The organism is Nostoc sp. (genome assembly GCF_036917235.1).
Taxonomy (GTDB): Bacteria; Cyanobacteriota; Cyanobacteriia; order Cyanobacteriales; family Nostocaceae; genus Nostoc.
This window is the reverse complement of sequence record NZ_JBALDU010000108.1, coordinates 1-13,669: the sequence shown is the minus strand read 5'-3', so window position 1 is coordinate 13,669 and position 13,669 is coordinate 1. Positions and strand designations below refer to the sequence as shown.

Sequence of the window (13,669 nt, the reverse complement as noted above, 5' to 3'; positions counted from 1 at the left end):
CTCATTACTCATTACTCATTACTCATTACTCATTACTCATTACTCATTACTCATTACTCATTACTCATTACTCATTACTCATTACTCATTACTCATTACTCAGCACTCAGCACTGAATTAAGAGGCTTCGCTGTGTACCTCCATCAGACGTTGTTTGAGACGTTCGGCTTCACCACTATCAACCAAAGAGCCTTTTTCTAGCAAGAAAGCGCCGTCACAGTAATTTAGCTCATCTAATCGATGTGTCACCCAAAGGGCTGTAATACCTCGACTTTTGACAAGGCGGCGGACACCAGCAACTAAATCCAACTGGCTATCTGGATCTAGTAAGGCAGTAGGTTCATCTAATAATAAGACTTCACAGCGACGGGCGATCGCACCTGCGATCGCGACTCGCTGTTTTTGTCCCCCAGAAAGTGCATAGATAGGGCGTCGTTGCAAAGTAAGCAAATTCACCGCTCCAAGCGCCTCCTCAACCCTGGCTCTGGTAGCAGCAGGTGGCAACTTTTCTTCCACCAATCCAAAAGCCACATCAGCACCAACCGTTGGCATCACCAGTTGATGATCCGGATTTTGGAAGACAAAGCCAACGGGTTGCAAAACCCGAATTTCGCCAGATTCAGGAGCTAATAACCCCGCCAGCAGTCTAAGTAAAGTAGATTTTCCGCTGCCATTTGTACCCAAGAGCATCCAAAACTCACCCTTGGGTACTTCTAAAGAGCAAGATTTTATAACCTTCTCTCCATTAGGCCAACTGAAATTTAAATCCTTGACCTCAATGCCCACTTGAGCCATTTGTCAACCTTGGTTACTCAGCAGCTACAGCGAAAAAGCCAGGTGGTCTGCCGCCACCAGGGGTTGTACCATCTTTCTGAACAATCTGCACCCCAGAAATTTCACTAGCGCGGACAGCAATTTTTTTCTCTGTCTTGCCTTCGCACTTGAGTTCTACAATGTCAGGGTTCCCAGAACGGATTGCTGCCAAAATTAGCTGATAGACAGCCTCAGCATCCTCTGCTGACTTACGTTGTACTGAGATTGGGAAAGCAGTGTTTCTGATGCTTAAATCGATGGTAAACATTTAGCAATAATCAAATTTAACTGTGGACTCATTTTAGCGTCAGCTGACTGATTCTAGGGAAATGGGTATTGGAAAAGGCAGAGGGGCAGGGTGCAGGCAGCAAGGGGGAGAATTAAAATTACCTCTTTCCCTTCTTGCTGCCCTGCTTTATCTACCTCGTCTGAATCAAAAATTAATTTTTATGACAAAACCCCTGGAAAAATTAGCGATTTACACCTAATATGATTAAAGGTGTGTAAAAAATTGTAAACTTGGTTAACAACCCGGTTAACTTTCTGCTTATAGAAGGCTTTTATATAGCCGTCTATAATACAGATACAACCTGTACTTATAAACATTTGGAGATTTGCTCTAATGACCATCGCAGTTGGACGCGCGCCCAGTAGAGGGTGGTTTGACGTTCTCGACGACTGGCTCAAGCGCGATCGCTTCGTATTCGTAGGTTGGTCAGGGATACTATTATTCCCCTGCGCCTTCCTAGCACTAGGCGGTTGGCTGACCGGCACCACCTTCGTCACCTCTTGGTACACCCACGGGTTAGCCTCCTCCTACCTAGAAGGTGCTAACTTCCTTACAGTGGCAGTATCCACCCCCGCCGACAGTATGGGACATTCCCTATTGCTGTTATGGGGCCCAGAAGCTCAAGGCGACCTCACCCGTTGGTTCCAATTGGGTGGCTTGTGGCCATTTGTTGCCCTACACGGGGCCTTCGGTTTGATTGGCTTCATGTTGCGCCAATTTGAAATTGCGCGTCTAGTAGGGATACGTCCTTACAACGCTCTGGCCTTCTCTGCTCCCATTGCAGTATTCGTCAGCGTATTCCTGATGTACCCCTTGGGACAATCAAGCTGGTTCTTTGCACCCAGCTTTGGCGTCGCGGCAATTTTCCGATTCTTACTATTCCTGCAAGGGTTCCACAACTGGACACTCAACCCCTTCCACATGATGGGTGTTGCTGGGGTATTGGGTGGTGCTTTATTGTGCGCCATTCATGGTGCCACAGTCGAAAACACCTTGTTTGAAGACGGTGATGGTGCTAACACCTTCCGCGCCTTCAATCCTACCCAGTCGGAAGAAACCTACTCAATGGTGACGGCAAACCGTTTCTGGTCACAGATTTTCGGGATTGCTTTCTCTAACAAGCGCTGGTTGCACTTCTTTATGTTGTTCGTGCCAGTCACAGGCTTGTGGATGAGCGCCGTCGGCATCGTCGGTTTAGCACTCAACCTGCGGGCTTATGATTTCGTCTCCCAAGAATTGCGGGCGGCGGAAGACCCAGAGTTTGAAACCTTCTATACCAAAAACATTTTGCTGAACGAGGGTATCCGCGCTTGGATGGCTCCTCAAGATCAACCCCACGAACAATTTGTATTCCCTGAAGAAGTTCTACCTCGCGGTAACGCTCTCTAAGAATTCAAATTTGACCATGACTTGAATTATGGTTGTGGTTGGCGAAAATTGACACACCCGGATAAAATAATCTCCTTGTAATCAGCCAATAAAGTGTCAATTTTCACTATTCTCCAGTAATCTCCCATCAAAGAGGTGGGAGATTTTTCTATATATAGTTAATATCTCTAAATTTATATGTTATATTAGATGAAGGTTATGAACCCAGAGTAAATCCTCTGCCCTTTTGAAAATAAGACCGCTTAGGCAATAAGGAGGTGATGCCCATGATAGAAAGTAGTAAATGCATGGGTCATCAGGTTGCAGTTAGCCGGCTGCGCGCCGGGGCTGTTCTCTAAAAGTTAGCCTTAGTCATCTTTGAGATACTAAGTTAGCTCAAGTAGCTAGGCAAGCTCGGAGTTCCTTCCGGCAGTCTGGTTGCAACCTGAAGACCCGCTAGACCGCCCTGACTTAGATCATCCGATCTAAATCAGGGCGGATAGTTTTTTATAGGCGATTTTTGTTTTATCAATGCTTACTTTTAAAAATAGATAGCTATGGCTGTCGCGATCAAGGCAAGCTATTTAAGTTTTATTAAAAAGAATAAATCTCTTGTATTAAAGCTTGGAGTATGACCAAATGTGAGAAATAGGGTCTATCTGCCAAGTTTTATTTAAATCTAGACATACGCATTGTGGCTGAATTTATCCTCCCATACTTTCTGTGTGGAGAATAAAAGCAGTTTGCCTTTGTCAGATGCAAAATGTTGTAACAAATATATAAGTAGGAATTTATTGATATGCCACAACTACTCACCGAAGCGGAAATTCAAGAACAGGCAAAGGTTCTGTCAGATTGGACTGTTAAAGACTCCAAGTTGCAAATTACCCGCACATTTAAAGATTTTATTGGAGCAATTGAGTTTGTCAATAAACTAGTTGAGCCGGCTGAATCGGCAGGACATCATCCAAATATAGAAATTTCCTACAATAAAGTGAAGATTACACTTACAACACATGATGCAGGCGGATTGACCCAGTCAGACTTTGATGTAGCACGGGTGATTTCCCAGATCAACTAACTGATTTCTTCTAACATCTTGCGCCAGATTACAGGAAGTCACTGCGATATACGGTTTATATAGCCGAGCCAGTGTGTTCTAACTGGCATGAAATTTATACCAGAGGTAAGTGGAAGAAGTTATATTTAATGGCAAACTCTAAGTGTCTTAAGCTTTCAGCAATTTAGCCTGTATAGAGAGTGAATGACCCAAACCCTACTCCCTGCTTACATATTTAGATAAGTATGTGTGACAGTTATTAAGGCGATCGCTGCAATCTTGCCATCTAGATCAGATGTTTTATAATGTTATGATATAAAGATATGTTTTTGCATAAGTTAATCACATCAGTTTTTAACCCCAAGTTAATCGTTTATTAGCTTTGCAAAAACTAGAATTGTAGTAGTGACAACTATGCCTCATCCATAGGTTTCAATGAGATGTCGCATTTTCGAGAATTAGGTGTAACGAAACCAATTATCTAAACAAGGTGTGAGGAGTAAAGTGAAAATGTCTAATCTATTATGGAAATCCTTAGTGGTTAGCCCAGCAGTTTTGGGAGCAACATTGTTAGTTTCGGCAACAGCAATGGCGGCCCCAAACCCAACCACGCAAGTATCAGCAGCCAAACAACTAGGTGTAACCGAAGTTGCCCAACAGCCAGAAATATTGGCTCAAACAACCATAGATCAAGTTAATCGCTATAGCAACGAAGGCAACCAAGGTAATTCTCAGTCTCAAGTAACATCGGTTTCTCAATTTTCTGATGTACAACCTACTGACTGGGCATTCCAAGCATTACAGTCCTTGGTTGAGCGCTATGGTTGTATTGCAGGTTATCCAAATGCGACTTATCGCGGTAATCGTGCTTTGACCCGTTATGAATTTGCTGCTGGTTTAAATGCCTGTTTGGATAGGGTTAACGAATTGATTGCCACAGCAACAGCTGATTTGGTAACAAAACAAGATTTAGCTACCTTACAACGGTTGCAAGAAGAATTTTCCGCAGAATTGGCAACCTTACGTGGTCGTGTAGATTCCTTAGAAGCGCGGACTGCTGAATTGGAAGCGAATCAGTTCTCCACCACCACAAAACTAGTCGGTGAAGCCATTTTTGGTGTTACTGATGTGTTTGGAGGTAACACTGGTGACAACAACAATACTGTCTTCCAAGACCGGGTACGTTTAGATTTGCAAACCAGCTTCACTGGTAAAGACGTTTTACATACTCGTCTCGCAGCTGGTAATGCAACAGCCTTTACACAATTTGACAACGCTAATAATCCGATTGGTACTGCTGAAGGCACACAAACATTTCAAGTTGGTAATGGCAATGGTAACAACAGTGTCAGAATAGACCGCTTGACTTATGAAGTTCCCATAGGACCAGCCCAAGTTTACCTCGCGGCTAGTGGCGGGCGTCATAGCCAGTATGCTGCTGTCAACAATCCTTACTTTTTTGACAATACTGACGGCGGTAACGGCGCTTTATCTACCTTTGCTTCTGAAAGTCCCATCTATCGGATTGGTGGCGGTGCTGGTATAGCGCTCAATCTGCCCCTTGGAAAAGGTGGCGGTATCTTGGGAAATAGCTCAATCACTGCGGGTTACTTGGCATCACAAGCGAATATTCCTGGTCTTAATGAAAATGGTGTCAATCAAGGTCTGACCAATGGTGACTATGCTGCTTTAGGACAGTTGAACTTTAGTGTAGGCGATCGCGTGGCTTTAGCTGCTACCTACGTCCACGGATATAGCGCTAGTGGTGCTTTATTCGACTCTGGTACAGACGGAGGAGTTGGAGCTTTTGATGTAGGTACTGGACAAGCTAACTTTTTAGGTAATGCAGCAGGTTCAGCGACAGGTGCAGCAACCCCAGCTAGCAGCAACTCCTACGGTGTGTCGGCTGCGTTTAGACCTAGCGACAAACTGTCCATTAGTGGATTTGTCTCTTACCATGACGTTACAGGTGTAGGTGCAGGTGATGATTATCAAGCTTGGAGCTACGGTTTAGGTGTAGCCTTACCTGATTTCGGTAAAAAAGGTAACGTTTTAGGTGTTTTTGCTGGTGCAGAACCCTATTCCTTTAACCGCCCAGGTTTTGGTGGCAACAATGATATACCCTACCACTTTGAAGGCTTCTACAAGTATCGTGTGTCGGATAACATCTCTGTAACTCCTGGTGTAATCTGGTTGACCTCTCCTGGTCAAAACAGCGATAACGATGATGCTATTATCGGTACGCTCAGAACTACTTTCACCTTCTAAAGTGTTGATTATCTACTGACAATTTTGAACTCTATTTCTCCCCGCCATTAGGCGGGGTTTTTTGTTTTCGGTAATAGTAATGGATAAACCCCAGTAGTTAACCGGAGTATACTAGAAAAGTTAGGAGTTGGAAGTTATGAATTATGGCGGGTTTGACATGAATAGACTAGAGTAATGCCCACTCTACAAGTGACTTACAAAGAAAGGCAGAGGGCAGAAGGCAGAAGGCAGAAGGAAAGAAGTATCAATAAAAACTTTAGTTCTGGGTCTGAGCTACAGTTTAAAAAAAGAATTGTATCGACGAGACGCGTAGCGCAACTTGCATTGCGTCCTTGCCTCAATCCCACGTTTTTAAACGTGGGTTCCCTTCTGCCTTCTGCCTTCGTACTTCTGCCTTCTGAAACCGTGAGCAACTTTTTATGAGCAAGCTTTTTTGTAGAAATTGACGGTATAAAGCTACATATTGCCTAGTATCTTAACTCTAACAATTTGAGATTGAACGAAAAAGCGTTCGACTGAGCGCTCACGGTGTACCCCTCCGGGGAGCTACGCGTACCGTTCCGTAGGAAAGTCTCAAATTCAAATTGAATGACTCCTAACTCCTAATTTCTAACCCCTAACTTATTGCTGCTTATGGAACTATCCTGTAAATCGGAATACGCAATTCTCGCCTTATTAGAGATGGCCGCTCATTACGAAAGCGGCGAACCGCTGCAAATTCGACAAATTGCAGCACAACAAAACATACCCGATCGCTATCTGGAACAGCTACTAGCAACCTTGAGGCGTGGCGGTATAGTTAAAAGTCAGCGTGGATCAAAAGGTGGCTATCTGTTAACGCGAGAACCCCGAAAAATCATCCTTTTTGAGATTTTGGAATGTTTAGAAGGGTTAGAGGCGCGGGCTGGTGAAGAAAACGTTAATTCCAAAAGTATAGACAGTTCAGTTATAGAAGAAATTTGGCAAGAAGCAAGCCGCGCGGCAAATTCAGTCTTGCAAAAATATACGCTCCAGGATCTTTGTGAAAAACGAGATTCGCGGCGGCAATTAGATTTCATGTACTACATTTAGTCAAGAGTCATTAGTCATTTGTCATTTGTTGATGACTAATGACCAATAACAAATAATTAATAATTAAGGACTAATTTATGCGAATAGCTCGTAACATTACAGAACTTGTCGGTCGTACACCCCTAGTGCAGTTAAACCGCATTCCTCAAACAGAAGGATGTGTTGCAGAAATTGTAGTGAAATTGGAAAGTATGAACCCATCGGCATCAGTCAAAGACCGGATTGGGGTAAGTATGATTAACGCTGCCCAAGAGGAGGGGCTAATTACTCCTGGGAAAACTGTATTGGTAGAACCCACTTCTGGAAACACCGGAATTGCCCTAGCAATGGCAGCAGCAGCAAAGGGTTATCGATTAATTTTGACAATGCCAGAGACGATGAGTGGAGAGCGTCGGGCAATGTTGCGAGCTTATGGAGCAGAACTGGAACTAACACCAGGAATGGAAGGTATGAGTGGGGCAATTCAACGAGCGCAGCAAATAGTTAATACTACACAAAATACCTATATGTTGCAGCAGTTCCGTAATCCAGCTAATGCAAAAGTGCATCGGGAAACTACAGCGCTTGAAATCTGGGAAGATACCGATGGACAAGTCGATATCATTGTGGCAGGAGTGGGTACAGGTGGTACGATCGCTGGCGTAGCAGAAGTGATTAAAGCACGCAAGCCTAATTCCAAGGCGATCGCAGTTGAACCAGCCAATAGCCCAGTTTTATCTGGGGGACGACCAGGGGCCCACAAAATTCAGGGAATTGGTGCTGGGTTTATTCCGCAAGTATTAAAGATAAAATTGATTGATGAAGTGATTACCGTCACCGATGAAGATGCGATCGCTTATAGTCGGCGTTTGGCAAAAGAAGAAGGGCTACTATCTGGTATTTCCAGTGGAGCAGCTTTATGTGCAGCAATTCGCGTCGCCCAACGTCAAGAAAATAAGGGACGTTTAATTGTGATGATTCAGCCTAGCTTTGGTGAGAGGTATTTGAGTACACCGTTGTTCCAAGACCTGGAGGCAAGGTTAGCCACTAGCGTCAGTTAACGATACATTGAATTAATGGTCAATTCTAAGCACGTTTCTAACCATTACGAAACTCTCAAAGTTAGTCCAAGTGCAAGCCTTGCGGAGATTAAGCAAGCTTATCGCCGCTTGGTTAAGTTGTTTCATCCTGACAGTAATCAGGAAACAGCCGATCGCGAGCAAATTATCCGCATCAATGCAGCTTATGAAGTTTTAGGCGACAACCAAAATCGCCGCAATTATGACCAAGAACTGCAAGATGACTCCCAAAAATTAAATAGCGATCGCCAACAGCGTACAGCATCAGCCCAAAATCATTACCAGACAAGACGAAAAACCGGACGGGATGTTGACGAGCAAGTTGAAGAATGGCTGCGCCAAGTTTACCAACCAGTAAATCGCTTGCTTTGTACCATTCTTTATTCGTTAGAAGAACAAATGGAGCAATTAGCTGCCGATCCCTTTGATGATGAGTTGTTAGATGAATTTCAGGAATACTTAGAAACCTGTCGAGATGACCTCAAACAGGCACAAACTACTTTTCGCTCCTTACCGAATCCTCCTAGTCTCGCAAGAACGGCGGCTCACCTCTACTACAGCCTCGATCAAGTAGCAGATGGACTCGATGAATTAGGTTATTTTCCTTTGAACTACGATGAGCGTTATTTACACACAGGTCATGAACTATTCCGTATAGCTTCGAGATTGCACTGTGAAGCACAAGCGTCTGTTACATAGTTATTGGGTATTGGGCATGGGTCAATATCGCTTGATGTCAAAGGATAAATGACCAAGGACGAACGACTAATGACAAAGAAATTAGTTTATGCTGGATACAGAAAAAGATTAAGAAATTTTAAATTCTGCTCATAGTGTACTCATGCAATGTATTGTTAATCGCCGCGCCCAGTTTGCAGCAAGTCATCGTTATTGGTTGCCAGAACTGAGTGAAGCCGAGAATATTGAGAAATTTGGTGCTGGTACTAGATTTCCGGGACACGGACATAACTATGTCTTATTCATCTCTCTAGCCGGGGAATTGGATGAATATGGCATGGTGCTGAACTTGTCTGATGTGAAACACGTAATTAAACGGGAAGTTACCAGTCAATTGGACTTCTCTTATCTCAATGATGTGTGGGCAGAATTTCAAGAAACTCTGCCTACCACTGAGAATATTGCACGGATTATCTGGCAGCGGTTAGCACCACACTTGCCTCTAGTCCGCGTGCAGTTATTTGAACATCCTGAACTTTGGGCAGATTATACGGGAAACGCAATGGAAGCCTACCTCACTATCAGTACTCACTTTAGCGCCGCCCATCGGCTAGCTCATCCTAAACTCAGTAACGAAGAAAACACTGAGATTTATGGTAAGTGCGCTCGTCCCAACGGTCACGGACACAACTACCATCTAGAAGTCACTGTCAAAGGAAAAATTGACCCGCGTACTGGCATGATTATTGATTTAGGTGCCCTGAATCAGGTGGTAGAAGATTATGTGTTAGAGCCATTCGATCACACATTTCTAAACAAAGATATTCCCTACTTTGCCGAAGTTGTACCGACTGCTGAAAATATCGCACTTTACATTAGTAATTTACTGCGATCGCCTATTCAAGAATTGGGAGCTAAACTTTACAAAGTAAAACTGATTGAAAGTCCCAATAACTCCTGCGAAATCTACTGTACGGAGTCTGAATCAGATTCAGTCAGCGCAACCCTCAATCAGCAAGTGCTAGTACGAGTTTAGCTAATTGAAAATCCAGGCATAGGACATAGGGAATTTAGATCGTCCCCATGCCCATGCCCAGCTAAAAAAGTTTACTTACTAAGCAATTAAAACCAGGTAACAAAGGACTTGTCAGTTCATCTTGATTGAATAAAGTAGCTGCTAACTTTAATACAGCTTGTTCGCGTCGATAAACTTCAACTTTTTTCTGTACAGAATCGCAAATCCAATATTCCTGAACCCCTTGCACGGAGTACAGCTTCAGCTTTGTTTCCCTATCGCGTTTCTCATTTTTTTCACCGGGTGACAGAACCTCTACAACTAATTCTGGTGCGCCCGTGAGGTGTCCAGCTTCATCTAGCAAGTATTTTAACCGTTCATGACTTGCCCATACCACATCAGGGATCACATTGTCAGAATCTGAGAAAATAATTCCAGGTGCGATGTCTGACGACAAGCTGCTCCGCATCTACGCAGCTTTACCTAAACCAGTTTCATCTGACCAATTGTTAATATCTGTAACAATATTGCCACAACTTGATTGATGATCCCAGTGAGGTGCTTTAGTCACAAATAGTTCTCCATCAATAATCTCATAGCGATTTCTGCGTTCACGAAGTGTCTCGGAACGAGAATCGCCAGCAAATAGCTCTAGGTCAGCAGTCGTCCAACGCACTGGAGTTGTTTGCATAGAAACCCCCTAGCATTTTCTTAGATCATATTTTAAAAATACCGACGACGGGCGGAATGTCGCAAATAGCGATAAATGCCCCACGCTAAAACTCCAAAAAAGAGATTTAGTAAAAAGCGACTAAATATAAACCACAAAATATAAGTGTCAAAAAACTTTGACAAACTCAAAGGACTAACAGTCCTGACTAAGAGAAACAACCCAAAAATAGCATTTCCACCCAGCACGAGGGCAAACAACACTAAACTCCTCTGCCAGTAACGGCGCTGGATTGTACGTTCTGAAATCAGGGTAATTACAGGTTTACCTTGCACTTTTCGCAATAATTGTTCCAGCCGCCAAAACATCCACAACAGAAACGGAAATAAACCGTAACTCAGGAAACGTAGGGATAATGAGTAACCCCAAGCACTAGATAAGATATTCACTAAGGCATGACAGATTACAGAATTTAGCCAAGCCCTAAAAATAAACTTTTTGTCTCGATTTAACCGATTTTTAGAGGAAATATAGGTTCCTAATGCATATCCCCAAGGTGCAGAGAACATAGCATGGACTGGCGTGCCGATAGTACGTTCAAAAACCGATGCTGTACCGTGGAAAAAGTAAATCCAGTTCTCTTCGGCAGTGAATCCAAGGGAAACGGCGATCGCGAAGAGAAAAACCGTAGAGTGAAGTAATCGATACTTGCGTTGCAGATAGTAAGTTGGGATAACAACCGCAGCCAACTTGCAGCCTTCTTCAATTGGGCCTATTTCCACAAGCTGCCGCAAGGCTATACCAGGAAGCCAACGTTCGTTCTGATGCCAGTCTACAAAAGAGTTCGCGACATTTTCAAAATCCCATTCCAGTCTCAGGGCTAAAAAACCAGATATTGCCCCAATGATAAAGAACATCAGTAACTTTAACAGAGGTGGGGCAAATGGTACTCGAAAGTAGTAATAGCCTAGCAGCAGTAAGGGTGGTACTGCTGCCCACAACAGTAAAGATAAATCAACCACTCACCTGAGCGATCGCTGTACGGTGACGGTGGGTGTTGTTGGTAATAGTGGGAGTTTGGAAACCCGCTTCAACAATAGCTTGCTCAATGTCCAAAGCAAAATATTCATCTAAATAAGGTTCAGTACTTTTGAGCAAAGTCAAAATGTAGGCTGGCATTTTCTTGTAAACTTCAGATTTGGGATTCATATCCATGATTGCCAAGTAGCCACCCGGACGCAGCACGCGCCGCACTTCAGCTAAAATCTGTCGAGTTGCTGATTGGGGTAATTCGTGGCACATCAGGAAAATCGAAACTAAATCAAAAGAGGCATCAGGTAGGCCGGTAGATTCAGCTTGGGCATGAAGCCAGTTAATTTTAGCTTGACGTTGCCCAGCGCGGTAATTGGCAACGGCTAAAAAGTAGGGAGATAAATCTAAGCCTGTAATTTTGGTATGGGGATAAATTTCTTGCATAGTAAATGTACTCAAACCCACACCACAAGCTAAATCTAGGATGTCTTGGGGTTGATTGGGGATTTGCGCTTTGAGGATATCGTGGTAACTTTGGCGCAGTTTAGCATCTCCTTCTGCTCCAGCATCTTGCCAAATTCCAGCATGGACAGTACGAGCAGCAACTTCTAACTCGCAAGCAGCTTTCCAACTGAGGTTTCCACCTTCGTAGGCATGGAATGTCCTCAAATAGTATTCTGGGTAGGAAAGCTGAGGATTTTCTACTTGAGCTAAATCAGCCTTCCAATCACGCGCTTGTAGAGTTTCGAATTCTTGCGTCCAAGGCACACCAATTCTCTCGGCACGTTTAATCATCATTTGTCTAGCTTGATGCTTGGCTAGATTAGCTAAAGGCTCGATTGCCAATATGCCATTTACCAAGCGGGAAGCTAAACCAGGATTAGTGTTTACAGCAGCAGTCATAAATTAGTTTGCATTTAACAGCCTTTTCTACTTATGACATAATTGCTGGACGGCAGTCTAGAAATGAATTGAATTGTATAACGGCAGTCTGCCTCCTTTGGCTTGCCCCAAGCAACAAATATTATAGAAGGTTGACATTTGCAGAGCAGCAGACTTCTGAGAAGATTTAAATGATGCTAGTTTACATTTTATATTTATCAGAGAATTTTATTCAAGACTGGTAAAATTTTCATACTTAGCAACATTTGTCTCAACAAGAATGGCAAAAAACTGAGTGTCATTTATAAACAAAAGTACAGTAAGTTCAGCTTATTGGAATCAAATATGGTCAGAGCAAGAAGAAGAGCAAGTGGCTTTTTAAAAGATTTTCAAGAATTTGCCCTTAAAGGGAATGTAGTTGACTTAGCGATCGCCGTGATCATTGGTGGTGCTTTTGGCAAGATTGTCACTTCCTTTGTTGAAGATGCGATCATGCCATTGATTAATCCTTTGGTTAGTTTTGCTGGCAAAGACTGGAGAACAATTACCATTGGACCGGGAATCAAGATTGGTCACTTTCTTGGCGCAATAGTTGACTTTGTAATCATTGCCTTAGTCTTATTTGTAGCAATTCGAGCCTTACAAAAATTCAAGAGACAAGAAGAAGTCGCCGATGAACCCTTGTCAGATCCTAACCTTGTAGCCCAAGAAAGATTGACTGGCGCGTTGGATAGACTCAACCAAACCTTGGAATCTCGGAATAATCAAGTTTTGTAAGTGGGGAGTGGGAGAGCAGGGGAGCAGAGGAGAATAATCAATACGCAATACCCAATGCCCCATGCCCAATGTCCCATACCCAATGCCCTACTTTGCAGCAGGCTTAAGAGCTAACAACATTTCTAATTCACTAGTAGATTTATCAGGGCTAATAGCGGTAAAACCAAGACCACGAATGGAATTCAAAATAGTGATGGTATCGGCGTTAGATGATACAAAACTATTGATCAGGGGCACAGTTTTAGTTTTGTCCATATCTAGGTAGAAATAGCCGCCGTTGGGCTTTTGCAAAGAACCGGTCACGGCTTTGAAGGCGTCGCTAGTGTCGAGAGATGGATTCTTGCGATCGCTAACTGCGTCAGCAATGGGGCCACCAATAGCTACAAATACAGTATCTTGATCCAGCCAACCATGTGCCAATAAAGCTCCTTGTCGGGGAATTTGCCATTCAGTTACATCTTTACCACCGATATTTCTGTTGGCAACGTTGATTTGTTGGGTTTTGGCAAGGGTATCCAATTTTGTCAAGGTGGCTTCGGCAGTTTTGCGATCGCTAGTATCAAATACTAAAGCACCTCCAAAACCAACACTCGCTAGGGCGTGTCATCAATTAAGCCAAATGACAGAAGCAGCCAGATAAATTGCACCCAAAAAGTTAGTAGCGCGTTTATCGTAGCGCGTCGCAATC

At 43.5% G+C, this 13,669-nt stretch carries 12 protein-coding genes and 2 pseudogenes; 8 read left to right on the top strand and 6 right to left on the bottom strand.

The features are described from left to right. Positions 1–117: 117 nt before the first annotated feature. Together V7K44_RS31140 and V7K44_RS31135 are read right to left on the bottom strand one after the other, a co-directional pair. On the bottom strand, positions 118–795 hold the full coding sequence (locus V7K44_RS31140; RefSeq protein ID WP_094352150.1) for an ABC transporter ATP-binding protein: 678 nt from the start codon (positions 793–795) through the stop codon (positions 118–120). A gap of 13 nt (positions 796–808) precedes the next feature. Next, complete coding sequence (locus V7K44_RS31135; protein ID WP_012410874.1) at positions 809–1,081, bottom strand: hypothetical protein; 273 nt, start codon at positions 1,079–1,081, stop codon at positions 809–811. Positions 1,082–1,435: 354 nt separating this feature from the next. Between V7K44_RS31135 and psbD the strand changes: the two genes are divergently transcribed. From psbD to V7K44_RS31100, 7 genes are all read left to right on the top strand, one after another. Then, positions 1,436–2,491, top strand: a complete 1,056-nt coding sequence (psbD, locus tag V7K44_RS31130; protein WP_012409998.1) for a photosystem II D2 protein (photosystem q(a) protein) — start codon at positions 1,436–1,438, stop codon at positions 2,489–2,491. 778 nt (positions 2,492–3,269) lie between these two features. Further along, positions 3,270–3,551: a 4a-hydroxytetrahydrobiopterin dehydratase gene (locus V7K44_RS31125; RefSeq protein WP_334937636.1), complete on the top strand. Its 282-nt coding sequence runs from the start codon at positions 3,270–3,272 to the stop codon at positions 3,549–3,551. Positions 3,552–4,040: 489 nt separating this feature from the next. Next, positions 4,041–5,798 (top strand): iron uptake porin, encoded by a 1,758-nt coding sequence (locus V7K44_RS31120; protein WP_334937634.1) that lies wholly within the window; start codon positions 4,041–4,043, stop codon positions 5,796–5,798. A 633-nt stretch (positions 5,799–6,431) separates the two neighbouring features. After that, positions 6,432–6,869: an RrF2 family transcriptional regulator gene (locus V7K44_RS31115; protein ID WP_334937632.1), complete on the top strand. Its 438-nt coding sequence runs from the start codon at positions 6,432–6,434 to the stop codon at positions 6,867–6,869. 77 nt (positions 6,870–6,946) lie between these two features. Further along, a complete protein-coding gene (gene cysK, locus V7K44_RS31110; protein WP_334937630.1) occupies positions 6,947–7,909 on the top strand; it encodes a cysteine synthase A in 963 nt (320 codons plus the stop codon). 15 nt (positions 7,910–7,924) lie between these two features. Continuing rightward, the gene (locus tag V7K44_RS31105; RefSeq protein ID WP_334937628.1) at positions 7,925–8,626 is read left to right on the top strand and encodes a J domain-containing protein; all 702 of its coding nucleotides are present in this window, start codon (positions 7,925–7,927) and stop codon (positions 8,624–8,626) included. Between the two features lie 142 nt (positions 8,627–8,768). Continuing rightward, entirely contained in the window at positions 8,769–9,641 is an 873-nt protein-coding gene (locus V7K44_RS31100) for a 6-carboxytetrahydropterin synthase (RefSeq protein WP_334937626.1), read from the top strand. Positions 9,642–9,702: 61 nt separating this feature from the next. On the opposite strand, the pseudogene V7K44_RS31095 reads toward V7K44_RS31100, so the two are convergent. The 3 genes and pseudogenes from V7K44_RS31095 to V7K44_RS31085 form a co-directional block, all read right to left on the bottom strand. After that, positions 9,703–10,311, bottom strand: a pseudogene (locus tag V7K44_RS31095) (Uma2 family endonuclease). Between the two features lie 32 nt (positions 10,312–10,343). Beyond that, positions 10,344–11,312, bottom strand: a complete 969-nt coding sequence (locus tag V7K44_RS31090) for a PrsW family intramembrane metalloprotease (protein ID WP_334937624.1) — start codon at positions 11,310–11,312, stop codon at positions 10,344–10,346. After that, the gene (locus V7K44_RS31085; RefSeq protein ID WP_334937622.1) at positions 11,305–12,225 is read right to left on the bottom strand and encodes a class I SAM-dependent methyltransferase; all 921 of its coding nucleotides are present in this window, start codon (positions 12,223–12,225) and stop codon (positions 11,305–11,307) included. The genes V7K44_RS31090 and V7K44_RS31085 overlap by 8 nt, the downstream gene beginning before the upstream one ends. A 324-nt stretch (positions 12,226–12,549) precedes the next feature. Between V7K44_RS31085 and mscL the strand changes: the two genes are divergently transcribed. Next, positions 12,550–12,981 carry a large conductance mechanosensitive channel protein MscL gene (gene mscL, locus V7K44_RS31080; RefSeq protein ID WP_334937620.1) on the top strand — a complete coding sequence of 144 codons (432 nt, stop codon included), beginning with the start codon at positions 12,550–12,552 and terminating at the stop codon, positions 12,979–12,981. Between the two features lie 87 nt (positions 12,982–13,068). Here mscL and V7K44_RS31075 read toward each other — a convergent pair. Continuing rightward, positions 13,069–13,578 (bottom strand): annotated as a pseudogene (locus V7K44_RS31075) (DUF3352 domain-containing protein); the annotation flags it as partial. Positions 13,579–13,669 lie beyond the last annotated feature (91 nt).

Bases quoted from the DNA above. Each gene is read 5' to 3' on its own strand.
- V7K44_RS31140 (WP_094352150.1), bottom strand. From the start codon at position 795: ATGGCTCAAGTGGGCATTGAGGTCAAGGATTTAAATTTCAGTTGGCCT.
- V7K44_RS31135 (WP_012410874.1), bottom strand. From the start codon at position 1,081: ATGTTTACCATCGATTTAAGCATCAGAAACACTGCTTTCCCAATCTCA.
- psbD (WP_012409998.1), top strand. From the start codon at position 1,436: ATGACCATCGCAGTTGGACGCGCGCCCAGTAGAGGGTGGTTTGACGTT.
- V7K44_RS31125 (WP_334937636.1), top strand. From the start codon at position 3,270: ATGCCACAACTACTCACCGAAGCGGAAATTCAAGAACAGGCAAAGGTT.
- V7K44_RS31120 (WP_334937634.1), top strand. From the start codon at position 4,041: ATGTCTAATCTATTATGGAAATCCTTAGTGGTTAGCCCAGCAGTTTTG.
- V7K44_RS31115 (WP_334937632.1), top strand. From the start codon at position 6,432: ATGGAACTATCCTGTAAATCGGAATACGCAATTCTCGCCTTATTAGAG.
- cysK (WP_334937630.1), top strand. From the start codon at position 6,947: ATGCGAATAGCTCGTAACATTACAGAACTTGTCGGTCGTACACCCCTA.
- V7K44_RS31105 (WP_334937628.1), top strand. From the start codon at position 7,925: ATGGTCAATTCTAAGCACGTTTCTAACCATTACGAAACTCTCAAAGTT.
- V7K44_RS31100 (WP_334937626.1), top strand. From the start codon at position 8,769: ATGCAATGTATTGTTAATCGCCGCGCCCAGTTTGCAGCAAGTCATCGT.
- V7K44_RS31085 (WP_334937622.1), bottom strand. From the start codon at position 12,225: ATGACTGCTGCTGTAAACACTAATCCTGGTTTAGCTTCCCGCTTGGTA.
- mscL (WP_334937620.1), top strand. From the start codon at position 12,550: ATGGTCAGAGCAAGAAGAAGAGCAAGTGGCTTTTTAAAAGATTTTCAA.